The sequence below is a fragment of the Aquabacterium sp. genome, assembly GCF_036273115.1.
Lineage (GTDB): Bacteria > Pseudomonadota > Gammaproteobacteria > Burkholderiales > Burkholderiaceae_C > Aquabacterium.
Window position 1 is genome coordinate 216,420 of sequence record NZ_DASUIN010000029.1, and the last position, 25,331, is coordinate 241,750.

Genomic DNA, 25,331 nt, shown 5'->3' on the forward strand with positions numbered 1-25,331 from the left:
ATGCGAAACCCCACCACGCGGTGGGGCTTCATCCGACATGAGGCCGATGGCCTGCCAGATCAGATGCGGAAGGATTCCCCACAACCGCAACGGTCGCGTTCGTTCGGGTTGTTGAACTTGAAGCCCTCATTCAGGCCTTCACGCACGAAGTCCAACTGCGTGCCGTCGATGTAGGGCAGGCTCTTGGGATCGACCAGAATCTTCACGCCCTGCTGCTCGAACACGATGTCTTCGGGCTCGATTTCGTCGGCGAACTCGATCTTGTAGGCCAAGCCGGAGCAGCCGGTGGTTTTCACCCCCAGGCGAATGCCCACGCCTTTGCCACGGCGGGTCAGATAACGGGTGATGTGGCGAACCGCTGCTTCGGTCAACTCCACCTTCATGTTGGCGTTGATTTCAGCAATCTCGGTCAACGGACCATTACCCGGACCCGCTGTGCAGGAACCCGCAGTGGCTTGTTCAGTTTGCATGTTTGGCCTTGTAGTCGGTGACAGCTGCCTTGATCGCATCTTCCGCCAGGATCGAGCAGTGGATCTTGACCGGAGGCAAAGCCAACTCTTCGGCGATCTGGGTGTTCTTGATTTCCAGCGCCTCGTCCAGCGTCTTGCCGCGCACCCATTCGGTGACCAGCGAGCTCGAAGCAATGGCCGAGCCGCAACCGTAGGTCTTGAAGCGGGCGTCTTCGATCACGCCGGTGGAGGGGTTGACCTTGATCTGCAGCTTCATCACGTCGCCGCAAGCAGGTGCGCCCACCATACCGGTGCCAACCGACTCGTCGCCCTTTTCGAACGAACCAACGTTACGGGGGTTTTCGTAGTGGTCAATGACCTTGTCGCTGTATGCCATGGTGATACTCCAATTTCAGTGTGCCGACCACTGTATGGTCGACAGATCGATACCGTCTTTGTACATGTCCCACAGGGGAGACAGTTCACGCAGCTTGGCAACCCGATCTTTCAGTGTGGTGATTGCGTAGTCGATCTCTTCTTCGGTAGAGAAGCGACCGATCGTCATACGCAGGGAGCTGTGCGCCAGCTCATCGCTGCGGCCCAGGGCACGCAGCACATAGCTGGGCTCCAGGCTGGCCGAGGTACAAGCCGAACCCGACGACACGGCAATGCCCTTGATGCCCATGATCAGGGATTCACCCTCGACGTAGTTGAAGGAGATGTTCAGGTTGTGCGGAATGCGACGTTCCAGATCACCGTTGACGAAGATCTGTTCGATGTCTTGCAGACCCTTGAGCAAACGCTGCTGCAAGCCACGGATGCGCTCGTTTTCAGCATGCATTTCTTCCTTGGCAATGCGGAAGGCTTCGCCCATGCCCACGATCTGATGGGTGGGCAAGGTGCCCGAACGCATGCCGCGCTCGTGACCGCCGCCGTGCATCTGCGCTTCCAGGCGCACACGGGGTTTGCGGCGCACGTACAAAGCACCAATGCCCTTGGGGCCGTAGGTCTTGTGCGAAGCCAGGCTCATCAGGTCGACCGGCAGTTGGCTCAGATCGATGTCGATCTTGCCAGTCGCTTGCGCTGCATCGACGTGGAAAATGATGCCCTTTTCGCGGCACAAGGCACCAATGGTGGGGATGTCTTGAATGACACCGATCTCGTTGTTCACATACATGACCGAGATCAGGATGGTGTCGGGGCGAATGGCAGCCTTCAGCGCTTCCAGGTCGAGCAGACCGTTTTCCTGCACGTCAAGGTAGGTGGCCTCAAAACCCTGGCGCTCCAATTCACGCACGGTGTCCAGCACAGCCTTGTGCTCGGTCTTGACCGTGATGATGTGCTTGCCGCGGCTTTGATAGAAATGGGCCGCGCCCTTCAAGGCCAGGTTGTTGGACTCGGTGGCCCCAGAGGTCCAGACGATTTCCCGCGGATCGGCACCGATCAGGGCCGCCACCTGAGCACGCGCGTTTTCAACCGCTTGCTCGGCTTCCCAGCCGTAGGCATGGGTGCGCGAAGCCGGGTTGCCGAAATGTTCGCGCAACCAGGGAATCATGGCGTCGACCACGCGGGGGTCGCACGGCGTCGTGGCGCCGTAGTCCATGTAGATCGGAAAGTGTGGGGTCATGTCCATGATGGGGACTCAAGCTAGCGCTTCCACCCTATGAAAAGAGCGGATCGCCGGTCAAACAAAAACGAGATTATCGCGGGGGAATGCATTCCCCCACTGTGATCAAGGACCAGTTTTGGCCAGGGTCGAGCCCAGCGCAAACACGGAATTCGGAGCCGTGACCTTGATGGGCTTGACCACCGGGGCACTCGAAATGGCGCGCTTGATGGGCTGCGCTTCAATCGAGACACCCTTGGCCAACTGGTCTTCCACCAGTTTGCGCAGGCTGATCGAGTCAAGGTATTCGATCATCTTGGTGTTCAGGCTGGTCCACAGGTCGTGGGTCATGCAACGAGCACCGTCTTCGCCCATGCAGTTTTCCTTGCCCCCGCAACCGGTGGCATCGATGGGCTCATCCACCGCCACGATGATGTCGGCCACGGTGATGTCCTCGGACTTGCGCCCCAGGGAATAACCGCCGCCCGGCCCGCGGGTGCTTTCCACCAGCTCGTGCCGTCGCAGCTTGCCGAACAACTGCTCGAGGTAAGACAATGAAATTTGTTGCCGCTGGCTGATGGCAGCCAGAGCCACAGGGCCCGTGTGCTCTCGCAAAGCGAGATCGATCATGGCAGTGACGGCGAACCGTCCTTTGGTGGTCAGACGCATGACTCAGCTCCTTATCTCGGAAGCCCTATTTCTGGCAGGGTTTACCAGAATGACACCGAACCGGGATCACCGGCTTGGTCAGGACTCTTAATCCCGAGTATTTGAGTCAATTATATTTAAGCCGACTAATTTTGTCAACTAAACATCAGGGTTGACCCGAGGCGCCCGCATCCAACCGACGTTGGATGTCTTGCAGGAGGCCATCACAGGCTGCCTCAACCAGATCGAGTACAGCGTCAAACCCTGCCGGGCCACCGTAGTACGGGTCAGGCACCACTTGCGCACCCGCCAAGGCCGAATCTGCAGGCACGTACTCAGCCAGGCGACGCAGCTTGCGGCGAAGCGCAGGGTCTTGAGGACAGGCCTCTTCGAGCAAGGCCAGGTTGTCCCAGTCCATCGCCAGGATCAGATCGAAGACCTCAAAGTCGTCGGGCCCCACTTTGCGCGCACGCTGGTCTGACAGATCGTACCCCCGCTGGCTGGCGTGCTTTTGTGAACGTTCGTCTGGCGGGCTGCCCACATGGTAAGCGTGAGTACCGGCCGAATCGACCAGAACACGTTCATGCAGACCCTGCTGCTTGAGCTTGTGTTTGAGCACCCCCTCGGCGGTGGGACTTCTACAAATGTTGCCCATGCAGACCATGAGAATGCGCAAATCGGGCCCTGGCTGGGCCCGACGAGACAAGAATGGGAATTTCAAGGACATGCCGTCAGACAAGTGCGAGACACAGGCCGCATTGTCTACGGCCCGTGCAATGCCCTGATTCCAAAATGGGGGCATTTGCACGGACGCCGAAGCTTTCAGCGCGTCATTGCCCTGCCGCACACCCCGACTCATTGACACCGGCGCCATCGGCTGTGGCTGGACACAGATCCAGACCACCTGACGCACCGTCGCCCGGCACGCCATCGCGATCAGGGTCCATCCAGGTGGGATTCTTCAGCACCAGAACACGCGAGGTACCGGCAGCCACGCTCAAAGGAAAGCTGACAGAGGCACCGGTTTGCGCATCCACATACAAGGTGCATGAGTTGCTGTTGGCAATGGGGCAAGCAAAGGACTTGGCCGTGCTGCCCGCGTTGTAGAAGCCAACAGGCTGCGCATCGCCCGACACCACGGTCGCAGGCAGCAGGCGGACGTTATCGACACGCACTTTGCCCAGGGTGGAGAACTGGAAGTCCAACCGGGTGTTGCCCTGGGTTGCATTGGCATTGAGCGATACGGTGTAGTTCTGCCAAGCGGTGGTCAAAGCGGTGCTGGCATAACTGGACTTGTCGGTGTAGTTGCTCATGTCACGCAACACACTGTAGACATACTCGCCAGCCAGATCAGCTTTGGCACTGAAGCTCATCAGATAGGTTTGCCCCTGCGTGATGCTCAGCGGCGAGCTGGTGTTCACGATCGACACCTTGCGACCCGAGGCTTCCGTGCCAGCGCTGGCACTGGGTTCGGTCAGCAAGCAGGCCACCGCATCGAGACAGCCACTGCTCGTCACCGAGGTCACCGCATTCCAGTAACTCCAGGCCGCCAAGCCCTGATCAAAACCACCGTTGGTGATCATGTTGGTGGCACCGGTTTGAGCCTTCACACCAGGCGCCGTCGCAAACACATTCCAAGGCGAGAGTTTGACGGCATCCTGCCCTCGTGCCGCCCATTGCCCGTAGGTCAGGTTGGTCACACCACCCGACTCAATCCGAACCAGCGCCGGGCTACCGTAGGTTGCATAGATGTTGTTGCTGTAAGTCGCAAAGTCGTCTGCGCCCGCAAAGTCGCTGGTGTGGATGATGACCGGATTGGTTTCCCGCGAAGCCATCACGTTGCCCTTCACGGTGTTGAATCGAAGGTAGTTCTTCGAATCGCAATCGGGCATGGAGCCGCAGTAGCCGGTGGCGACAAAGTCGGTGAGCCCGCCGTGAGCGTTCTCCTGCATCCACAACTGAGCGCGCGCATTGCCGACCAGCTTGTTGTTGCTGATCGTGTTGTAGCGGCCGTAGTGAATCATCACGCCATGATCAAAGCCGGTGACATAGTTGCCGTCGACCGTGACACGACCGGAGAAGTCATCCAGATACACCCCATTGGTACCGCTGGTCTTGATGTCGGCAGGGATGTTGGCCAAGCCGTCCACACGGTCCTTGGCATTCGCCAGCGTTGCACCATCAATGAAGTTGTTGCTGATGACGTCATTCACATCGTTCTTGTAGGTCAGGCCGTACTGTGTACCGTCGTAATCCAAGCCACGTACGTAGATGCCACCGCAGTCATCAAATTCAGCGCAGCTGTTGAGCACCTGGTTGCCGCTGATGGTGTTGGACTTGGCTGTGCGAATGCCGATGTAGCTGGAGCCATCAACCACGTTGCCGGTGGCACTGGAACCGTGCCCCAGCCAGATGCCCGCGTGCGCGTAGAAGCCACGCCCTGCACGTCGAACCGCGTTGTTGGTAACGTTGATGCCCTGGGTGGAATTGCTGCCAAGATAAATGCCTGCCGCCGCACTGTCGGCCACCAAGGAGCCAGAAATGCTGCCGGTTCCCGAACCGTTATTGGTCACAGAAATGCCCATGCCACCGGCACGCAGCACACTCACGCCCGCAATATTGACCGACGAGGTCGGACGGCTGATGGCCACCCCATCGCCACGCGACTCAATGACCGTGATGCCTGATACCGAGGCCTTGGCCACATCGCGCCCCTCAATGCCATGAATGCGCGAGGACGCGTTCAAATCGGCACCGACTGGACTCGCGTTGTTGGGCAACCAGACATAAACTTTTTTGCTGGCCGCATCGAAAACCCATTCCCCGGCCTGATCAAGCATCCACAGCTTGTTCTCCAGCCAATAGCCGTTGCCGGAATACAGCGGGTAGCCTTTCGCACCTGGCCAGGTCATGTCAGGGGCCAAGGAGACATTGGTTGTGCTGCTCGCTGTCGACACCGTGTACCGAGTCAAATACCACGCGAAGTTCTTGGCATAAACCTGCGCCCCCATCAAATCACCCGAGGTGACCGTTGCAGGCAAGGCCCCAGACTCGAGCAACATCGACTGCGTTGCGCTTGGGTTCGAGGCGAGATCGAGCTCCACCGCAGGGGTGCCACTGGCGATCTTCAGGAACCGATTGGCACCAAATTTGAAAACGCCGCCGCCTGCATTGGGATAGCGAGCGCGCTGAAGACGTGCGCCTTTGTAAATCAGCTGGGTGATGGCTGCGGGATAAGCCACCCCCGTCACATCTGTGCCGCTGAACAGGCGCGAGGACACATCGGCCACATAGATGTTGCCGCTGTATTTGCTCCAGGAAAGATTGCCAATGTAGGAAGACGCCCGGATGATGGGCGCGGCATCCGTTGCGGCTCCGCCGTAGCTTGTGTAGCTGACGCCCGACTTGAGCTTCAAAGTCCCTTCCCAGGTTTGCGCCCGGCGGAACAGAACCCGATCGCCATCCTTCAAGGTGGCGGAGTTGACTTTGTCCAGCGTGCGCCAGGGCCAGCTTGTCGAGGTACCGGCATTCGAGTCACTGGCAAGCGATGCCCCCGGGTTGACGTAGTAATCGGTGGCCCATGCGAACTGAGACGCATAGGCAAGCAGCCCGACCCCGACGTAGCGGGCCGCGCGATGAATTTGGCGCATTGGATTGTTCCCTGAAGTTGATTTATGCCCCGACCTAACGGTATGGGGCATCAAATTCTAGGAACGTCGCATCGTCTTCAGGCGGGCCGTTCGCCAACTATTCCCACAGAACTGACATTCGTCCGGAAATCCTATTTCTTGATGGCGATGTGATCATGCCCTGCCGCGCCGAAAGCTTGCTCCTTGAGCAAGGCCAACTGGTCACGCAAGCGTGCAGCCTTCTCGAATTCGAGATTGCGCGCCGCTTCGAGCATGTCTTTCTCCAACTGCTTCATGCGACGACTCAGGTCTTTTTCGCTCAGATCGCTGGCATCGGCCACCGAATCGGCCAGGGCCTGTGCGGCCTTGAGGTCGTCCTTGGCGGCATTGGACATCACGCCATCGATCAACTCCTTGACCTTCTTGTTGACCGTGCGCGGGGTGATGCCGTGCGCCTCGTTGTGGGCGATCTGCTTGGTTCGGCGTCGCTCGGTTTCGCCAATGGCCTTGCGCATGGATTCGGTCATCTTGTCGGCATACAGAATGGCCATGCCGTTCTGGTTCCGCGCAGCACGTCCGATGGTCTGAATCAGACTGCGCTCGGCACGCAGGAAGCCTTCCTTGTCAGCATCGAGAATCGCCACCAGGGACACCTCTGGAATGTCCAAGCCCTCACGCAATAGGTTGATGCCGACCAGCACATCAAAGGTTCCCAAGCGCAGGTCGCGCAAGATTTCGACGCGCTCGACGGTGTCAATGTCGGAGTGCAAGTACCGAACCTTGACACCGTTGTCAGTGAGGTAGTCGGTGAGCTGCTCGGCCATGCGTTTGGTCAGCGTGGTGATCAGCACGCGCTCGTCTTTCTCGACACGAATGCGGATCTCCTGCAACACGTCGTCCACCTGATGCGTGGCGGGGCGCACTTCCACAATGGGATCCAACAAGCCGGTCGGGCGCACCACCTGCTCGACCACGTTGTCGGTGTGCTGCTTTTCCCAATCCCCCGGCGTAGCCGACACGAAGATGACCTGGCGCATCTTGCGCTCGAATTCGTCGAACTTCAGCGGACGGTTGTCGAGGGCCGAAGGCAGGCGGAAGCCATATTCTACCAAGGTGGTCTTGCGCGAACGGTCGCCGTTGTACATGCCCCCCAACTGGCCAATCATGACGTGACTTTCGTCAAGGAACATGAGGGAATCGGGCGGCATGTAGTCCACCAGCGTGGGCGGTGGATCACCGGGCTTGGCGCCCGAAAGGTGCCGGGTGTAGTTCTCGATGCCTTTGCAGTGCCCCACCTCTTGCAGCATTTCCAGATCGAACCGGGTGCGCTGCTCCAGACGCTGCGCCTCGACCAGCTTGCCCATGCCGACCAGCTCTTTCACGCGGCCGTTGAGTTCGTCCTTGATGGCCTCAATGGCCACCAGCACCCGCTCGCGCGGGGTCACGTAGTGGCTGGATGGGTAGATGGTGAAGCGGGGAATCTTCTGCTGAATGCGGCCAGTCAGCGGGTCAAACAATTGAATCGAATCGATCTCATCGTCGAACAACTCGATGCGTACGGCCAGTTCACTGTGTTCGGCGGGGAACACATCGATGGTGTCGCCTCGAACCCGGAAGGTGCCGCGCCCAAAGTCCATGTCGTTGCGCTGGTATTGCATGCGAATGAGCTGCGCAATCACATCTCGCTGGCCCATTTTGTCGCCCACCCGCGCGATCAACACCATCTGCATGTAGTCCTCGGGCTTGCCGATACCGTAGATGGCCGACACGGTGGCCACGATGACCACATCGCGGCGCTCCAGAATGCTCTTGGTGGCACTCAAGCGCATTTGTTCGATGGCTTCGTTGATGGCGCTGTCTTTTTCAATGAACAGATCGCGCTGCGGCACGTAGGCCTCGGGCTGGTAGTAGTCGTAGTAGCTGACGAAATACTCCACCGCGTTGTTGGGAAAGAACTCGCGGAATTCGGCGTACAGCTGTGCCGCCAAGGTTTTGTTGGGCGCAAAGACGATGGCCGGCCGCCCCAGGCGGGCGATCGTGTTGGCCATGGTGAAAGTTTTGCCGGAGCCTGTCACCCCCAGCAAGGTCTGATAGACCAGGCCGTCTTGCACGCCTTCCACCAGACCGGCAATCGCCGTGGGCTGGTCGCCCGCAGGGGGATAAGGCTGGAACAACTGAAACGGCGAGTCGGGAAAAGTCACGAATTGGCCGCCTGAATCACCCTCCCCGCCTCCCTTGGGCGAGGTTTGTGAACTGTTGACATCAATCAGGTCTGGCATGTTCGAACTTTGGCGAGATAAAATAAAGGGTTTGCCCGAGGAACCAAACTGGCGTCACCCAACAGGTTCAGCCAGCGTCAACTCGGTGCGTTATTGCTTTTCAGCTTATCCCAACCCACCGGAGACTGCTTGCATGGCCTCTTTGTTTGCCACCGTTGAAATGGCCCCCCGCGACCCGATTCTGGGCCTCAACGAACAATTCAACGCCGACACCAACCCCAACAAGGTGAACCTGGGCGTGGGTGTGTACACCGACGACAACGGCAAACTGCCCCTGCTCAAGTGCGTGGCCGCTGCTGAAAAGCAGATGATGGAAGCCCCCAAGGCGCGCGGCTACCTGCCCATCGACGGCATCGTGGCCTATGACAAGGCCGTGCAAGGCCTGGTGTTCGGTGCCGAGCACCCCGCCGTGAAGGCCGGTCGCATCGCCACCGCTCAAGCCATCGGTGGCACCGGCGGCCTGAAGCTGGGCGCTGACTTTCTCAAGCGCCTGAACCCCAACGCCCAAGTGCTGATTTCTGACCCCAGCTGGGAAAACCACCGCGCCCTGTTCGAGTCGGCCGGTTTCCCCGTGGACGTCTACCCCTACTACGACGCGGCCAACCGTGGCATCAACTTCGAGGGCATGATCGCCAAGCTGAAAGCATCGGCCCCCGGCACCATCGTGTTGCTGCACGCCTGCTGCCACAACCCCACCGGCTACGACCTGACCGATGCCCAGTGGGATGAAGTCATTGCCGTGATCAAGGCTGGCGGCCTGGTCCCCTTCCTGGACATGGCTTACCAAGGCTTCGGCAACGGCATCGCCGAAGACGGCGCTGTGGTGATCAAGTTCCTGGACGCCGGCCTGAGCTACTTCGTGTCCACCAGCTTCTCCAAGAGCTTCTCGCTGTACGGCGAGCGCGTGGGCGCTCTGAGCATCGTGAGCGAAACCGCAGAAGAATGCGCTCGCGTGCTGAGCCAGTTGAAGCGCGTGATTCGCACCAACTACTCCAACCCACCCACCCACGGCGCTCAAGTGGTCGCCACCGTGCTGACCAGCCCCGAGCTGCGCCAAATGTGGGAAGACGAGCTGGCTGAAATGCGTGACCGCATCAAGCTGATGCGCACCGCCCTGGTCAACGAACTGACCGCCGCTGGCGTGCAAGGCGACCTGAGCTACATCACCCGCCAAAAGGGTATGTTCAGCTACTCGGGCCTGAACGCCGCTCAAATGCAGCGCCTGCGCTCCGAATTCGGCATTTACGGTGTCGATTCGGGCCGCATCTGCGTGGCTGCGCTGAACACCAAGAACATCAAGGCTGTGGCGGCTGCCATCAAGGCTGTGATGTAAGCATCCACTCTTCGTTCTGCGATAGAGATGAAGCCAAAGGCCTTCGGGTCTTTGGCTTTTTTCATGTCTACGCACAAAGTTGGTGCGCCGCAGCAAGAGCAAGCACGAACGCCCGCCCCGACATGAAAATTGCACGTGGTTTGAGTCTTTGTTGTTGCTCTAGCCCCTCGGAAATCGATGCAAAGATGGTGAAAGTACTTTATGCTGCACTGCAACAAGTCGAAAACCGCGACTTGTGCTTGATGCGCCAGACTCCTGAACCCAAAAGGTCACACCATGCTTTATCAGATTTACGAAACCAATCGCGCCTGGCTGAGCCCCTTCTCCGAATTCGCCAGCGCAGCCTCCAAGCTGTATAGCCATCCTCTGTCGCCCATGGCGCAGTTGCCGCAGGCACATCGTGTCGCAGCCGGTTTCGACTTGATTCACCGTCTGACCAAGGAATACGAAAAGCCCGCGTTTGACATCCGCGAAGTCACGGTTGGCGGCGCCGAAGTCGTCATCCAGGAACAAGTGGTAGACACCAAGCCGTTCTGCCGCCTGATCCGCTTCAAACGCTTCACCGACGACGCCGAAGTGCTGGCCCAAATGCGCGATCAGCCCTCCGTGCTGGTGGTCGCCCCCCTGTCCGGCCACCACGCCACCCTGCTGCGCGACACCGTTCGTACTTTGCTGCACGATCACAAGGTCTACATCACCGAGTGGATCGACGCGCGCATGGTGCCGGTTGAAGACGGCACCTTCCATCTGGACGACTATGTGAACTACGTTCAGGATTTCATTCGCGTGGTCGGCCCGAACGTGCATGTGATCTCGGTTTGCCAACCCACGGTGCCGGTGCTGGCGGCAGTCTCCCTGATGGCCAGCCGCGGCGAGAAAACCCCGCTGACCATGACCATGATGGGCGGCCCCATTGACGCACGCAAGTCGCCCACCGCCGTGAACAACCTGGCGATGAACAAGTCGTTCGAGTGGTTCGAGGCCAACGTGATCTACCGCGTGCCCCCCAACTACCCCGGCGCCACCCGTCGTGTGTACCCAGGCTTCCTGCAGCACACAGGCTTCGTGGCCATGAACCCCGATCGCCACGCGACCTCGCACTACGACTACTTCCTGGATCTGGTGCGCGGCGATGGCGACAGCGCCGAAGCCCACCGCCAGTTCTACGACGAGTACAACGCGGTGCTGGACCTGCCGGCCGACTACTACCTGGACACCATCAAGACCGTGTTCCAGGACTTCGCCCTGGTCAATGGCACCTGGCAAGTTCGTAACCCGGAAGGCGAGCTGGAGCTGGTCCGTCCTCAGGACATCAAGACCACTGCGCTGCTGACCGTGGAAGGTGAACTGGACGACATTTCCGGCGCCGGCCAGACCGAAGCCGCTCATGACCTGTGCACTGGCATTCCAAAGGGCCGCCATCAGCACTACGTGGTCAAGGGCGCGGGTCACTACGGCATTTTCTCGGGCCGTCGTTGGCGCGAAATGGCCTACCCGGAGATCAAGGCCTTCATCTACGCACACAGCGAGCTGGCCCGCGTGTCGGCACGCTCGGCAGGCAAGACCCCGGCGGCCACCAAGTCGTCTTCAAAGGCGCGCTGAGCCCGCCCTTGATATGCGGTGGTCTGGGAAGGCCACCCATGCCACCAAGACGGTGGGGAAGGTTGTAGACTGCGGCGCCTATGCTGGACGCCGACAAGATCAACCTTCTCCTGCCGCAAACGCAGTGCACCCGCTGCGGCTACCCTGACTGTGCCGCCTACGCCCAGGCGATTGCCCAGGGTCAGGCTGACATCAATCAATGCCCGCCTGGTGGCGAAGAAGGTGTAAAGCGTCTGGCTGAGGCCACCGGCCTGCCAGTTGTCCCTCTGAATCCCGAATTCGGTAGCGAGGCCCCTCGCTTCCTGGCAGTCATCGACGAGAGCTGGTGCATTGGCTGCACCTTGTGCATCAAAGCCTGCCCGGTCGACTGCATCATCGGTGCGCCCAAGCACATGCACACGGTGGTGGAAGACCAATGCACGGGTTGCGAGTTGTGCATTCCAGCCTGTCCGGTGGACTGCATCTCTCTCGTTCCGGCGCACGACCTGAGCCCAGCCCCCACCGGTTGGCGCGCCTGGAGCCCGCAGCAGGCCGACGAGGCACGCGACCGGCACGCCTTCCGAACCATTCGCATCGCCCAAGCCAAGGCCGACAATGAGGCCCGCCTGCAAGCCAAGGCCGAACACAAGCTGGCCAACCTGGCCGAAGCCTCGCGTTTGACAGATGCCGCGCAACTGGATCAGAAGCGCGCCGTGATCGAAGCGGCGCTGGCGCGCGCACGGGCTCGACGTCAGGCTCGTTGAGTGTCATCTCAGGCCATTTGCTCTCTGAATCGCGGACAGGGGTGATCTGAAGCGACCACCTTGGGCCCACAACTGCCACGTGATTGAGCCGATCGATTCAGGCGGCTCGATGGGGTACGCCCATCGGCGTGCAACACGCCATGACGACACTGCTTGGATCCGTTTGATCCAAGGACTGTTGTCATGTCACGTTGTTTCTCCACCCCCCGATCTTTGACCCCGTTTGCCACGGCGATGGCGCTGGCCATGGCGTCGATGTGCGCCCAGGCCTCCTCCACTGGCGTGGTCATCAGCCAGGTGTACGGCGGGGGCGGTAACGCCGGGGCAACCTACAAGAACGACTTCGTTGAGCTGTTCAATGCTGGCGCGGCAGCCGTGAATCTGTCGGGCTGGTCGGTTCAATACGCTTCGGCCACCGGCACGTCATGGCAGGTCACGAACCTGAGCAACACGGTGCTGCAACCTGGCCAGTACTACCTGATTCAGCAGGCGGCAGGCACAGGCGGCACCGCCGCACTGCCCACCCCGGATGCCATCGGCACGATCGCCATGAGTGGCACGGCCGGCAAGGTGGCGCTGGTGCGCTCCACCACCGCACTGAGCGGAACCGGAGTAAGCGCTGCTTCGGTGGAAGACTTCGTGGGCTTCGGTGCCACGGCCTCTGCCTATGAAGGCAGCGGAGCCACGCCCGCGCCATCCAACACCGTGGCTGTCATGCGCGGCCTTAACGGTTGCACCGACACCAACAACAACGCCAGCGATTTCAATACCGCAGCCCCCACGCCACGCAATGGGGCGTCTCCCGCTGGCACATGCACGGCGGCACCGGCCCCCGCCACGGTGTCGATTTTCGACATTCAGGGCAGCGGCCACACCAGCCCCTACGCAGGCCAAACCGTCAGCACCAGGGGCGTGGTCACGCGCTTGAATAACAACGGCTTCTTCCTGCAAGACCCAGTGGGCGACGGACTGCCCCAGACCTCAGATGGCGTGTTCGTGTTCACGGGCACAGCGCCCACCGTGTCAGTCGGCCAGCTGATTCAGCTGACCGGTAACGTCGTGGAGTTCAATACCGGCGCCGCATCCAACGCGCTCACCGCGGCTCGTACCGTCACCGAGATCAGCGGCGTCAGCAATGTGACCGTGCTGGGGGCGGGCTATGCCATTGCGCCCACGGTCATCACCTTGCCAGCCACCGCGGCCGAACTGGAGCGTGTCGAAGGCATGCTGGTCACCATCAACACGCAGTTGACGGCCTCGCAAAACTACTTCCAAGGTCGCTACGGTCAGGTCACTCTGTCAGCTGGCGGGCGCCTGGAAAAGCCCACCAACGCCTTCCGCCCCGGTTCCAGCGACGCCGTGGCCTTGACTGAGGCCAATGCCCAGCGTCAGATCCTGCTCGACGACGGCAACTCCCTTCAAAACCCCAACCCCACGCCTTACATCGGCGCAGACAACACCCTGCGTGCAGGCGACACCCTCGACAGCCTGACCGGCGTGATCGACTACGGCCTGGCCACCAGCGACAACACGGGCGCCGGCAGCTACAAAATTCACCCGACGACGGCCGTCAACTTCACCCGCGTCAACCAGCGTACCTCCGCCCCCCTGCCCGTGGGTGGCAATGTGCGCGTGGCCAGCGCCAATCTGCTGAACTACTTCACCACTTTCGGTGACGGCAAAACAGCCAGCGGCAAGAGCGGTCAGGGTTGCGCCCCTTCGGGCACCACCTCGGATTGCCGTGGCGCCGATTCGGCCGCCGAATTCACCCGCCAGCGCAACAAACTGGTCGCCGAGTTGAAAGCGCTCAACGCCGACGTGGTTGGCCTGATGGAGTTGCAAAACAACGGGGAAGCCATTGCCAACCTGGTGGCGGGCCTGAACGAACAAATGGGCGCTGGCACCTACGCCACCATTGCCGATCCGAGCACCGGCGTGGGCACCGACGCGATCAAGGTCGGCCTCATTTACAAGCCGGCCGCACTCACCCCAGTGGGCCCGTCGGTCAGCGACACAGACCCCTCGCACAAGCGCCCCTCGGTGGCCCAAACCTTTGCGGCAGCCAACGGCGAAACCTTCAATGTGGTGGTGAACCACTTCAAGTCCAAGGGCTGTTCCGGCGCTGCGGGAGCCGATGTCGATCAGGGTGACGGCCAAGGGTGCTTCAACGCCGCTCGCGTGGCCGAAGCGCAGGCCTTGCGTTCCTTCGTGGCTGACCTGCAGACCCGCAGCGGCAGTGCACGCACCCTGCTGCTGGGCGACTTCAACGCCTACGGCATGGAGGACCCGGTCTACGAATTCACGTCGAATGGCTACGTCGATCTGGCCAAACGCTTCAACGCCTTGGACTATTCCTACGTGTTCGATGGAGAAGCTGGCTCGCTGGACCACGCCATTGCCACACCTGAAGCCAACACCTTGGTGACCGGCGCCCAGGTCTGGCACGTGAATGCCGATGAGCCTTCAATCATTGACTACAACCTCGAGTTCAAGCAGCCGGCCTGCGCCACCTGCGGCCCCGACTACTACAGCGCCACGCCTTACCGGTCATCTGACCATGACCCCATCGTCATCGGCTTGTCGCTTCTGAAGACCCTCAATGGCTCGACTGGCCGCGACACGATCATGGGCACGTCCGGTGACGACGTCATCACCGGCGGCGAGCAAAGCGACACCTTGACGGGCGGTGCCGGCCGCGACGTGTTTGTCTACCAGTCGATTCGCGATGGACTGGACACGATCACCGACTTCACCCCCGGCACCGACCGCATTGATCTGACCACCTTGCTGGCGTCCATCGGCGTGAACCCCGCTACCGCATTGAGCCAGGGCTACATCCGCCTGGTCAGCACCAACACCGGCACACAAGTGCAAGTCGATACCGATGGCAGCGCTGGCAGCACCCTGCCACGCGCCTTGGTTCTGCTGAAAGGCGTGGCGGTGAACCAGATCGTTCCCGGCCGTGACCTTGGCCTGTGAAGCCTGTTTCCCTGACATTGATTGGAAGTCACATGAAAAAGCATGCAATGCAGATCGCTACGGCCATGATCTCGACCACGCTCGGTCTGTCCGCACACGCCGGAGTGTTCAACGGCCACTTCATTGGCGGCGCCAACGGCCTGGCTGGCTGGCAAACCCTGGGCGACGTGTCGGTGATGTCCCCCGCCAACGCACTGGGCCTGACCTTGAGTGCCCCACGTGCCATGGTGTTGAGTACTGCCTCGCTGGGGGCTGACGACATGGGGGCAGCCGACGGCGCCTACAACCTGTCTGGCACCTCGGCTGTCGACGTCATGGCGCCAGGTGGCCTGGCGAGCTTCGCCGGAGTCGACCCCACCGCACTGGAACTCGACCCCTTGGACCATACGGTATCCCTCATTGAGGGCTCGGCCGCGCGACAGGTGGTGGCCATTCAGGCTGGCGACACGCTGCAGTTCCAATGGAACCTGTTTTCGCGTGACCGCGACATGCCCGACACCGCCTGGCTGATCATCCGGGAACTCGGCGGCGCGTCTCAGGTGTTCACCCTGGCACAGGCTGATGCGGCCACACAGACCACAGCAGTCGATGCCGATATGCTGCAAACCGGCTGGCAGAGCTTCAGTTACACCTTTGCCCACGCCACCTCGGCCACCTTGACCTGGGCCGTGGCCGACATGAATGACTGGGGCCAGACATCCCTGCTGGCCATCCAGTCGGTGCAAACCCTTCCGGCCGTTCCGGAACCCGAAAGCCTGGCGCTGATGCTGGCCGCACTGGGTGCCATTGGCTGGCAGGCGCGCACCCGTCGCACGAAGTGAAATAGTGGCGGGAAGGCCGCAGTCGCCCCCCGAGTATTCCCTTGATCGGGGGTCATTCCCCTGTCATGCCTGGCCCGCAAAATGCATGCTGTTGGGGTGAGCGAGAGTCCCGTCAGAGGTACTCCGCACTCACGAAATGGAGTACCGCGATGCGCGCCTTGATGAACCTCGCCATTGAACCTGCCCTGAAAATCTTTGAAGTGTCGGCCCTGGTCGTGATCGACCCGTCGCAACGCGCCGTCAAACGCGTTTTGAAAGTCATGGCCGACACCCCTCTGGGCGCCGTGCAGATCGTGCGTGACCGCTACCCCCGGTCACGTGGACACGAAGTCCTGTCCTGCCAGGACCTGCCCGCCTACGCGGCCTGATCTTGCCTCTTGAATTCGGCATCGTCGACCTGATTTATCCTGTCGTTGTGACCTGACTCGCGTTCAGGCACTTTCCCATCGAAAGGACGACGAATGCCCGTTGCACGCTTCACACGCCCCCGCCTGGCTGCCCTCCTCGTAGCCGGCACCGCCACCGTGACCCTGAGCGGTTGTGGCTACAACGATTTCCAGCGCCTTGACGAACAAACCAAGGCCTCGTGGTCAGAGGTTCTGAACCAGTACCAGCGCCGCGCCGATCTGGTGCCCAACATTGTGGCCACCGTCAAAGGCGAAGCCAATTTCGAGCAGGAAACGCTGACCAAGGTGGTGGAAGCCCGTGCCAAGGCCACCAGCATTCAGGCCACCCCGGAACTGGTCAACAACCCCGAAGCATTCAACAAGTTCCAACAAGCACAAGGCGAGTTGAGCGGCGCGCTGTCGCGCTTGTTGGTGGTCAGCGAAAACTACCCCAATCTGAAAGCCAACCAAGGCTTCCAGGATCTGCGCGTGCAACTGGAAGGCACGGAAAACCGCATCACCGTGGCCCGCAACCGCTACATCAAGGCGGTTCAAGACTACAACGTGCTGACCCGCAGCTTCCCCACCAACCTGACGGCCATGATGTTCAGCTACCAGACCAAGCCGAGCTTCACGGTACAGAACGAAGCCCAGATTGCCACCCCGCCCGTGGTGGACTTCAACAAGAAGTAAGCCATGGCAGCGGCCGTGCGCCTCATGCGCTCACTGTGTCTGGCCTTGCTGGCTTGGGTATGCCCGTGGGTGGTGCATGCCCAGGAGCTGCAAGCCATTCCAGTGCTGTCGGCGCACGTGATCGACCAGACCGGCACCCTGACGGCCGAGCAGCAACAAGGCCTGGAAGCCAAGCTCGCGAGCCTGGAGCGCAGCCTGGGCTCGCAAGTGGTGATCTTGCTGGTGCCCACCACGCAGCCGGAAGACATTGCCGCCTACGCCCAACGGGTGGGCGACAGCTGGAAGATCGGCCGCAAGGACGTGGGCGATGGCGTGATCGTGCTGGTGGCCAAACAAGACCGAAGCATGCGCATTGAAGTGGCCAAGGCTCTGGAAGGTGCGATCCCTGACCTCGCGGCCAAGCGCATCATTGATGGGGTGATGACCCCAGCCTTCCGGGCTGGCGACTTCGCAGGTGGCCTCAATGCCGCAGTCGATCACTTGGCCAGCCGCATCAAAGGCGAGGCCTTGCCTCTGCCTGATGCCAGCCGGTCTACTGGCAAGTCCCCCACGCTGAACTGGGAGCAATGGCTCATCTTTGCCCTGGTCGGCGTGCCTCTGGTCAACGGCCTGCTGAGCGCCCTGTTCGGCCGCAAAGGCGGTGCGGCCTTCACCGGCCTGATTGGCGGCGGCTTGATCGGCCTGATCACCAGCAGCCTGGTGCTGGGCGTGATCGGTTGGGTCGTGGTGTTCATTCTGGCCCTGGCCTTTGGCAACAGCGGCCGCGGGGGCTGGGGCGGCCCGCCGATGGGCGGCGGCTGGGGTGGCGGTGGAGGTTGGGGCGGCGGCTCTGGTGGCGGGGGGTTCTCGTCAGGTGGCGGCGGCGACTTTGGAGGCGGCGGCGCCTCCGGCAGATGGTGAAGGAACCCGGCGGCCATGCAATCTCCCTCTCATCGATCCGGTAGCCCTGTATCGCGCTGGCTCAAGCACCTGAGCATGGATGTGCGCGACACCCAACGGCTTCTTCCCGCTGCGGCGCGGCAGCGCTTGGAGCAATGCATTCGAGCCAGCGAGGCTCGCCATCTGGGCGAACTGCGCGTCTGCGTGGAAGCCAGCCTGAGCCCGGCGCAGCTGTGGCGCGGTGTGACGCCCCGCCAACGTGCGGTTGAATTGTTCTCCCAACTGGGTGTGTGGGACACCGAGCACAACAACGGCGTGCTGATCTACCTGCTGCTGGCCGATCGCCGCATCGAGGTGCTGGCCGACCGGGGGCTGATGCGCCAGATCGAGCAAGCCGACCACTGGGAGCAACTGGTGGGCGAACTGTCTGCCCACCTGGCCCAGCAGAACATGGAGCAAGGCCTGAAGACCGCCATTGAGCAGGTGGGCGCGCTGCTGCACAAGCATTACCCGCTGGGCGCAGACCGACACAACCCCAATGAACTGAGTGACAGCATCGTGCTGCTATGACCTCTCGTGACCGCTAGACTTGCGGGCCATGAAAGCCGCCGACATCCACACCTTTTTTGCCACCCTTCAGGCCGCCAACCCACACCCCGAAACCGAGCTGGAATACAGCACGCCGTTCGAGTTGCTGACTGCGGTGCTGCTGTCGGCTCAGGCCACCGACGTGGGCGTGAACAAGGCCACACGACGGCTCTTCCCGGTGGCCAACACGCCCCAGCAAATCCTCGACCTGGGTCTGGAAGGTTTGTGCGACTACATCAAGACCATCGGTCTGTACAAAAGCAAGGCCAAACACTTGATGGAGACCTGCCGCATCCTGCTGGAGCAGTACGGCGGAGAAGTGCCACGTACCCGCGAAGCCCTCGAGTCCTTACCCGGCGTAGGCCGCAAAACCGCCAACGTGGTGCTGAACGTGGCTTTTGGCGAACCCACCATGGCGGTAGACACCCACATCTTTCGCGTCAGCAACCGAACCGGGCTGGCGCCGGGCAAAACGCCGCTGGAAGTGGAACTGAAGTTGCTCAAGCGCGTGCCGGATGAATTTCGGCTTCATGCCCACCATTGGCTGATCCTGCACGGCCGCTACATTTGCCAGGCACGCAAACCGCGTTGCTGGGAATGCAGCGTGGCGACTTGCTGCAAATTCAAGCCCAAGACGCCCGCGCCGCAAGCTTGAATCAAGCCAGATTCAAGCCTTCCTTGACTGTGGGATAACGCAAGGACAGACGCAAATCGGCCCACAGTCGGTCATTCATCAATCGGCGCGATTCGGACCAGAACGACAACTGCATCACCGTCATGGTGCGCCGAGCCTCGTCGAGCGTGATGCGCGGTGGACGAGGCAGGCCATAGCGATCAGCCACCCAGTCAAAGTAATCGCCCATGCGCATTTCAGTGTGATCGCTGGCGTGCAACACGCGCCCAGGCTTGCCGCGCCACAGCGCCGCCACGCAGATGCGCGCCAGGTCATCGGCATGAATGTGGTTCGTGTAGACGTCGTCTTGCGCCACCAGCACCGGTGAGCCCTTGGCCACGCGATCTCGCGGGTGCCCCCCCTCCCGATCAGGCGCATAAATGCCAGGAATGCGCAAGACGCTGACACGGGTGCCGGGGTGCTGCCGCCCGAACCAACGCACACGGGCCTCGGCATCCACGCGGCGGCGGGCGCGCGGCGTGGTTGGATTCACGCCCCGGGTTTCGTCAAAACGCGCGCCGTGGGCATCGCCATACACCCCGGTGGTGCTGCCGTAGACCAAGGAACGGACACCCGCGCGCCGGCCCAAGGCCTGCATCAGATGGGCGGTACGGGTATCGGTGCCGCCGGTGTTGGGCGGCGGCGCCAGGTGCAGCACATAAGGCGCCAGCCCCGACAAACGCGCCAAAGTGGCTGGCTGATCCAGGTTCCCTACCAGCGGCACGATGCCCTGAGCCCGCAGGGCTGACACCCGGTCGGGCTGAGAGGTCAGGGCCAGCAAACGGCAGGTGCCACGCAGCAGACGGGCAGCCCGCTGCCCCACATCGCCGCAACCCACAATCAAAACTCGTGGGCGTTTGAACTGGGACAAACGGGAAGGCTGAGGGTTGTACATGGCGGCAGCAGGTCTTGAGCGAAAATCTCGGTCTGCCTATTTTCCCTGTTCAGAGGTCTGTTCCATGAGCTTTGCCGTCCACATTCAACCCAGTGGTCGCGAATTCACCATGCAGCGCGATGAGACCGTGCTCAGCGCCGCCCTCAACGCCGGCATCGGCCTGCCCTACGGCTGCAAGGATGGGGCCTGCGGCTCCTGCAAGTGCAAGCTGGTCGAGGGCCGCGTGATTCACGGCGCCCATCAGGCCAAGGCCCTCAGCGCCGAGGAAGAGGCCGCCGGCTATCTGCTGACCTGCTGCGCCACGCCGCAAACCGACCTGGTCATCGAAGCACGCCAGGTCGTCGGGCTGGGTGACTTCGCCGTACAGAAAATGCCCACCCGGGTGACCACGCTGGAACGCGTCGCTCCAGACGTCATCGTGCTCAAGCTGCAACTGCCTGCCACCCACAGCTTCGGCTTCCGCGCCGGCCAGTTCATCGAGTTCATCTTGAAAGACGGCAGCCGCCGCAGCTACTCGATGGCCAATGCCCCCCACACGCTGAAAGACGGTGGTGGCATCGAACTGCACCTGCGCCACATGCCCGGTGGCAAATTCACCGACCACGTGTTCGGCGCCATGAAGGAAAAGGAAATCTTGCGCATGGAGGGGCCTTTCGGCACCTTCTTCCTGCGCGAAGACTCCGAGCGCCCCATCGTCCTGCTCGCATCGGGCACCGGCTTTGCGCCCATCAAGTCCATCCTCGACCACATGCGGCACGCTGGCATCACCCGCCCCACCCGTCTGTACTGGGGTTGCCGCAGCAAAGCTGATCTGTATCTGCACGAATGGGCACAACAGCAAGCGGCCGAGCTGCCCTGGTTGAGCTACGTGCCGGTGCTGTCTGACGCCAAACCGGAAGACCAATGGACCGGGCGGACCGGTTTTGTTCACCAGGCCGTGCTGCAGGACTTGCCCGATCTGTCTGGCCACGAGGTGTATGCCTGTGGCGCCCCCATCATGGTGCAGTCGGCCCAACGCGATTTTGTGGCCCAAGCCGGCTTGCCTGCAGAATACTTCTACGCCGACGCTTTCACCAGCGAAGCCGACAAACACTGACCGACCAGACCGGAGCCTCGAATGTCCTACGACACGAACAACATCTTTGCCAAGATTCTGCGCGGCGAGATCCCCTGCATCAAACTGCACGAGGACGAGCACACCCTGGCCTTCATGGACATCATGCCCCAGACCGATGGGCATGCCCTGGTGATCCCCAAAGAGCACGCCACCACGATCTTTGAACTCTCAGACACTGCCGCAGCCGCCTGCATGGCCACCGTGCGCAAGATTGGCAACGCCCAGAAAAAGGGTCTGGGGGCCGAAGGGGTGGTGCTGATGCAGCTCAACGGTCCAGGCGCTGGCCAGACCGTGCCGCACTTTCACATCCATGTCATTCCCGGCTCAATCGCTGATCTGCGCAAGCCTCACGCCACAGTCATGGCTGACCAGGCGCATCTGAAGACCTTGGCCGAGAAGATCAAGGCCGCCCTGGCCTGATCAGGCAAAACGGCCGGCGGACACCCCTATCTTGGCGCCCACTCAGGCGCCGAGGTAGGCGGCCTGAACTTGCGGGTCACGCAACAAGTCAGCCGCCGGGCCGGACAGCACCATCTCGCCGGAGTCGAGCACATAAGCGCGATCGGCCAGCTCCAGCGCACGGTGGGCGTTCTGCTCCACCAGCAAGACGGTCACCCCCTGTTGAGCCACTTCCTGCACCACCTGGAAGATCTGCTCGACCATGATGGGGGCCAGCCCCATCGAGGGCTCATCCAGCAGCAACAACTTGGGCTTGGCCAGCAAGGCCCGACCCATGGCCAGCATCTGCTGCTCGCCGCCCGACAGCGTGCCAGCCAGTTGGCGATGGCGCTCTTTGAGGCGCGGAAAGCGCGTGTAGATGGCTTCGATGTCGGACTCGACCTCTGCATCGCGACGCAGGTACGCGCCCATGCGCAGGTTTTCTTCAATGGTCATGCGCGTGAAGATGCCGCGGCCTTCCGGCACCATGACCAAGCCCTGCGACACCAACTCCCAAGCGCCCTGCCCTTTGATGGTTCGGCCCTGGTAGCGCACCTCACCGCTTGCGGGCTGCAACAAGCCACAGATGGCCTTGAGCGTGGTGGTCTTGCCGGCGCCGTTGGCACCGATCAGGCTGACCAGCTCGCCCGGGTTCAGATCCAGACTCAGGTTCTTGACAGCCTGAATGCCACCGTAAGACACATTCAGCTGCCGAACAGACAACAAGGGCTCACCCATCACATTCCTCGACATGGCGTTCATGCGGTCGGCACGGCCTGATGGCCCGTTCCCAGATACGCGGCAATCACAGCCGGATCACGCTGCACCTGCGCAGGGTGCCCCGATGCAATCAACTTGCCTTGATCGAGCACGGTCACGTGGTCACACAAACCCATGACCAGCTTCACATCGTGTTCAATCAGCAGCACAGCCCGGCCTTGCTGGCGAATGCGCTCGATCAGCTCGCGCAGTTGCACTTTCTCCGTGGCATTCATGCCGGCGGCGGGCTCGTCCAGCGCCAGCAGCTTGGGCTCGGTGGCCAGGGCACGGGCGATCTCCAGCCGACGTTGATCGCCGTAGCTCAGGGTGTGCGCGGTTTGATTCGCCTTGTGCGCCAGGCCCACAAACTCGAGCAAGGCCATGGCCTCAGCCCGGATCTGCGCCTCCTCGCGCTTGAACGCCGGGGTGCGCAGCACGGCCTGCCACCAGCCCACATGGGTACGCACATGGCGCCCCACACGCACATTGTCCAAGGCCGACATTTCGGCAAAGAGTCGAATGTTCTGGAAGGTACGAGCAATGCCGGCCTTGGCCACCTTGTGAACGGCAGTGGGCTTGTAGGGCAGACCGGCCAGCTCGAATCGGCCTTGATCAGACGGCACGAGCCCGGTGATGACATTGAAGAAGGTGGTCTTGCCTGCGCCGTTGGGGCCAATCAGGCCGTGCACCTGGCCGGGCTGAATCGACAAGCCCACATCGGTCAAAGCCTGGACGCCACCAAAGCGTTTGGACACGCCCGACACCATCAGCAAAGGCTGGCTCATGCTCGACCTCCTTCGCTGGACTCGGGCAGCATCTGGTCTTCATGCCGTGGCGAGGGCCAAAGACCTCGAGGACGCAACAGCATGATGCCGATCATGGCCAAGGCAATCAGCAGCTGCCGCAAGATGGCCGCGTCCAGGCGCCCATCGGTCATGGCCTGCAAGGGGCCGGCCACGTGGCGCAGCACCTCAGGCAAGGCGGCCAAGAGGAAGGCACCCAGAATCACACCCGGAATGTGCCCCAGGCCACCCAGCACGACCATGGCCACCACCATGACCGACTCTTGCAGGCTGAACGACTCTGGCGACACAAAGCCCTGAAAGCTGGCAAACAAGACGCCCGACACGCCACCGAACATGGCCCCGAGGCCAAAGGCCAGCAACTTGGTGTTGCGCACATTGATGCCCATGGCCTTGGCGGCAATTTCGTCTTCCCGAATCGCAATCCAGGCGCGACCCAGACGCGAGTCATGCAGACGCGAGCACAAGATCACGGCCAGCACGACGATGCCCAGGAACAGGTAGTAGTGCAGCGTGACGGGCTGCAAGGTCATGCCCGCCACGTGCCAAGGCTCACCCAGGCTGACAGACCCGACCTTGAGCGGGTCGATGCTGTCGATGCCCTTGGGGCCATTGGTGATGTTGATGGGGGCGTCGAGGTTGTTCATGAACACCCGGATGATTTCGCCAAAGCCCAGCGTCACGATGGCCAGATAGTCGCCCCGCAGTTTCAGCGTGGGCGCGCCCAGCAACACCCCGGCCAGGGCAGCCACCCCGGCCCCCAGCGGAATGGTCAGCCAGATGGGGGTATGCAGCCCATTGGGGAACATCGCCGCAATGGCCGGAAAGGCTTCGCCCAGGTGGGGCGATGCCAGCAGGGCAAACAGGTAGGCGCCCACGGCATAGAAGGCGATGTAGCCCAGGTCCAGCAGCCCCGCCATGCCCACCACGATGTTCAGGCCCAGGGCCAGCAAGATGTAGAGCAAGGCCACGTCCACAATGCGCACCCAGGCTTGGCCCACACCTTGCAGCCACAGTGGCAACACCGCCAGGGCCACCGCGCTCACAATGAATCCGATCAGCTTCTTGTTCATGCGGCCCCCATCAAGCGCGATCGGCCACGCGTTCACCCAGCAGGCCTTGTGGGCGCAGCGTGAGGATGAGGATGAGCACGGCAAAGGCAAAGATGTCCTGGTAGTTGCTACCCAACACGCCGCCGGTCAGATCGCCAATGTAGCCTGCCCCCAGGGCTTCGATCAGGCCCAGCAGCAATCCGCCCACCACGGCCCCGCCCAGGTTGCCAATGCCGCCGAACACGGCGGCCGTGAAAGCCTTCAGTCCCGGCAGGAAACCCATGGTGTGCTGCACCGAACCGTAGTTCACCGCCCACATGACGCCGGCCAACGCCGCCAAGGCGGCCCCGATCACGAAGGTGGCCGAGATGACCTTGTCTGGCTGCACCCCCATCAACTGAGCCACGCGGGGGTTCTCGGCTGTGGCCCGCATGGCGCGGCCCAGGCGGGTGCCATGAATCAAAGCCATCAGCCCGGCCAGCACCACCGCGGTCACCCCCAGAATCAGAATCTGCGCCACATTGATGGTGGCGCCAAAGAAGTCATAGGGCTCGTCGGGCAGCAGGATCGGATAGGGCTTGTAATCGGGCTTCCAGATGATCATGGCCAGGGTCTGCAGCAGCAGCGACATGCCCATGGCCGTGATCAGTGGCGCCAGACGAGGCGCACTGCGCAAGGGGCGGTAGGCCAGTTTTTCGATCACAAAGTTCAGCACCATGCAAGCCAGCATGGCCACCACCAGCGACAGCAGTAGCAAAGCCCAACCGGGCAAGCCGCTGTCGGCCAGCACCGTCACCACGGTCCAACTGACCAGGGCGCCGACCATCAGCACTTCGCCGTGGGCAAAGTTGATCAGGTTGATGATGCCGTACACCATGGTGTAGCCCAGGGCCACCAGCGCATACATGCTGCCGACCACCAGGCCGTTGATCACTTGTTGAATGAAGATGTCCACAATC

At 61.6% G+C, this 25,331-nt stretch carries 24 protein-coding genes; 12 read left to right on the forward strand and 12 right to left on the reverse strand.

Annotated elements, in window-relative coordinates:
• Nucleotides 1–59 precede the first annotated feature (59 nt).
• The 7 genes from iscA to uvrB all read right to left on the reverse strand — a co-directional run bounded on the left by iscA (nucleotide 60) and on the right by uvrB (nucleotide 8,611).
• Nucleotides 60–383, reverse strand: a complete 324-nt coding sequence (iscA, locus tag VFW72_RS13955) for an iron-sulfur cluster assembly protein IscA (protein WP_329675013.1) — start codon at nucleotides 381–383, stop codon at nucleotides 60–62.
• A gap of 76 nt (nucleotides 384–459) precedes the next feature.
• The gene (iscU, locus tag VFW72_RS13960; protein WP_329674903.1) at nucleotides 460–846 is read right to left on the reverse strand and encodes a Fe-S cluster assembly scaffold IscU; all 387 of its coding nucleotides are present in this window, start codon (nucleotides 844–846) and stop codon (nucleotides 460–462) included.
• Nucleotides 847–861: 15 nt separating this feature from the next.
• Complete coding sequence (locus tag VFW72_RS13965; protein WP_329674904.1) at nucleotides 862–2,082, reverse strand: IscS subfamily cysteine desulfurase; 1,221 nt, start codon at nucleotides 2,080–2,082, stop codon at nucleotides 862–864.
• A gap of 99 nt (nucleotides 2,083–2,181) precedes the next feature.
• Entirely contained in the window at nucleotides 2,182–2,724 is a 543-nt protein-coding gene (gene iscR, locus VFW72_RS13970; RefSeq protein WP_329674905.1) for a Fe-S cluster assembly transcriptional regulator IscR, read from the reverse strand.
• A 145-nt stretch (nucleotides 2,725–2,869) separates the two neighbouring features.
• Nucleotides 2,870–3,430, reverse strand: coding sequence for a low molecular weight protein-tyrosine-phosphatase (locus VFW72_RS13975; RefSeq protein WP_329674906.1), 561 nt, complete (start codon nucleotides 3,428–3,430; stop codon nucleotides 2,870–2,872).
• A 103-nt stretch (nucleotides 3,431–3,533) separates the two neighbouring features.
• Nucleotides 3,534–6,353 (reverse strand): carbohydrate binding domain-containing protein, encoded by a 2,820-nt coding sequence (locus VFW72_RS13980; RefSeq protein ID WP_329674907.1) that lies wholly within the window; start codon nucleotides 6,351–6,353, stop codon nucleotides 3,534–3,536.
• A 131-nt stretch (nucleotides 6,354–6,484) separates the two neighbouring features.
• Nucleotides 6,485–8,611: an excinuclease ABC subunit UvrB gene (gene uvrB, locus VFW72_RS13985; RefSeq protein ID WP_329674908.1), complete on the reverse strand. Its 2,127-nt coding sequence runs from the start codon at nucleotides 8,609–8,611 to the stop codon at nucleotides 6,485–6,487.
• Between the two features lie 133 nt (nucleotides 8,612–8,744).
• Between uvrB and VFW72_RS13990 the strand changes: the two genes are divergently transcribed.
• The 10 genes from VFW72_RS13990 (at nucleotide 8,745) to nth (ending at nucleotide 19,290) form a co-directional block, all read left to right on the forward strand.
• The gene (locus VFW72_RS13990) at nucleotides 8,745–9,944 is read left to right on the forward strand and encodes an amino acid aminotransferase (RefSeq protein ID WP_329674909.1); all 1,200 of its coding nucleotides are present in this window, start codon (nucleotides 8,745–8,747) and stop codon (nucleotides 9,942–9,944) included.
• 276 nt (nucleotides 9,945–10,220) lie between these two features.
• Nucleotides 10,221–11,546 carry a polyhydroxyalkanoate depolymerase gene (locus VFW72_RS13995; RefSeq protein ID WP_329674910.1) on the forward strand — a complete coding sequence of 442 codons (1,326 nt, stop codon included), beginning with the start codon at nucleotides 10,221–10,223 and terminating at the stop codon, nucleotides 11,544–11,546.
• An 80-nt stretch (nucleotides 11,547–11,626) separates the two neighbouring features.
• Entirely contained in the window at nucleotides 11,627–12,289 is a 663-nt protein-coding gene (rsxB, locus tag VFW72_RS14000; protein WP_329674911.1) for an electron transport complex subunit RsxB, read from the forward strand.
• A gap of 183 nt (nucleotides 12,290–12,472) precedes the next feature.
• Nucleotides 12,473–15,268, forward strand: a complete 2,796-nt coding sequence (locus VFW72_RS14005) for an ExeM/NucH family extracellular endonuclease (protein ID WP_329674912.1) — start codon at nucleotides 12,473–12,475, stop codon at nucleotides 15,266–15,268.
• Nucleotides 15,269–15,300: 32 nt separating this feature from the next.
• Complete coding sequence (locus VFW72_RS14010) at nucleotides 15,301–16,089, forward strand: PEP-CTERM sorting domain-containing protein (RefSeq protein WP_329674913.1); 789 nt, start codon at nucleotides 15,301–15,303, stop codon at nucleotides 16,087–16,089.
• 149 nt (nucleotides 16,090–16,238) lie between these two features.
• A complete protein-coding gene (locus VFW72_RS14015) occupies nucleotides 16,239–16,457 on the forward strand; it encodes a hypothetical protein (protein WP_329674914.1) in 219 nt (72 codons plus the stop codon).
• Between the two features lie 93 nt (nucleotides 16,458–16,550).
• Nucleotides 16,551–17,168 (forward strand): LemA family protein, encoded by a 618-nt coding sequence (locus tag VFW72_RS14020; RefSeq protein ID WP_329674915.1) that lies wholly within the window; start codon nucleotides 16,551–16,553, stop codon nucleotides 17,166–17,168.
• Nucleotides 17,169–17,171: 3 nt separating this feature from the next.
• On the forward strand, nucleotides 17,172–18,068 hold the full coding sequence (locus VFW72_RS14025; protein ID WP_329674916.1) for a TPM domain-containing protein: 897 nt from the start codon (nucleotides 17,172–17,174) through the stop codon (nucleotides 18,066–18,068).
• A gap of 15 nt (nucleotides 18,069–18,083) precedes the next feature.
• Nucleotides 18,084–18,617, forward strand: coding sequence for a TPM domain-containing protein (locus VFW72_RS14030; protein ID WP_329674917.1), 534 nt, complete (start codon nucleotides 18,084–18,086; stop codon nucleotides 18,615–18,617).
• A 28-nt stretch (nucleotides 18,618–18,645) separates the two neighbouring features.
• Entirely contained in the window at nucleotides 18,646–19,290 is a 645-nt protein-coding gene (gene nth / locus VFW72_RS14035; RefSeq protein ID WP_329674918.1) for an endonuclease III, read from the forward strand.
• A gap of 1 nt (nucleotide 19,291) precedes the next feature.
• Here nth and VFW72_RS14040 read toward each other — a convergent pair whose 3' ends face one another.
• On the reverse strand, nucleotides 19,292–20,203 hold the full coding sequence (locus VFW72_RS14040) for an SDR family oxidoreductase (protein ID WP_329674919.1): 912 nt from the start codon (nucleotides 20,201–20,203) through the stop codon (nucleotides 19,292–19,294).
• Nucleotides 20,204–20,267: 64 nt separating this feature from the next.
• Between VFW72_RS14040 and VFW72_RS14045 the strand changes: the two genes are divergently transcribed.
• Nucleotides 20,268–21,299: a CDP-6-deoxy-delta-3,4-glucoseen reductase gene (locus VFW72_RS14045; protein WP_329674920.1), complete on the forward strand. Its 1,032-nt coding sequence runs from the start codon at nucleotides 20,268–20,270 to the stop codon at nucleotides 21,297–21,299.
• A gap of 21 nt (nucleotides 21,300–21,320) precedes the next feature.
• Entirely contained in the window at nucleotides 21,321–21,740 is a 420-nt protein-coding gene (locus VFW72_RS14050; RefSeq protein ID WP_329674921.1) for an HIT family protein, read from the forward strand.
• Nucleotides 21,741–21,782: 42 nt separating this feature from the next.
• Here the strand turns inward: VFW72_RS14050 and VFW72_RS14055 are convergent, their stop codons facing one another.
• Genes VFW72_RS14055 through VFW72_RS14070 form a run of 4 tightly spaced genes read right to left on the reverse strand, consistent with a single transcriptional unit; the run spans nucleotide 21,783 to nucleotide 25,327 of the window.
• Nucleotides 21,783–22,496 (reverse strand): ABC transporter ATP-binding protein, encoded by a 714-nt coding sequence (locus tag VFW72_RS14055; protein WP_329675014.1) that lies wholly within the window; start codon nucleotides 22,494–22,496, stop codon nucleotides 21,783–21,785.
• A gap of 20 nt (nucleotides 22,497–22,516) precedes the next feature.
• Entirely contained in the window at nucleotides 22,517–23,302 is a 786-nt protein-coding gene (locus VFW72_RS14060; RefSeq protein WP_329674922.1) for an ABC transporter ATP-binding protein, read from the reverse strand.
• Nucleotides 23,299–24,393, reverse strand: coding sequence for a branched-chain amino acid ABC transporter permease (locus VFW72_RS14065; RefSeq protein ID WP_329674923.1), 1,095 nt, complete (start codon nucleotides 24,391–24,393; stop codon nucleotides 23,299–23,301). Before VFW72_RS14065 ends, VFW72_RS14060 begins: the two co-directional genes overlap by 4 nt.
• Nucleotides 24,394–24,403: 10 nt before the next feature.
• Complete coding sequence (locus VFW72_RS14070; RefSeq protein WP_329675015.1) at nucleotides 24,404–25,327, reverse strand: branched-chain amino acid ABC transporter permease; 924 nt, start codon at nucleotides 25,325–25,327, stop codon at nucleotides 24,404–24,406.
• Nucleotides 25,328–25,331: the final 4 nt, after the last annotated feature.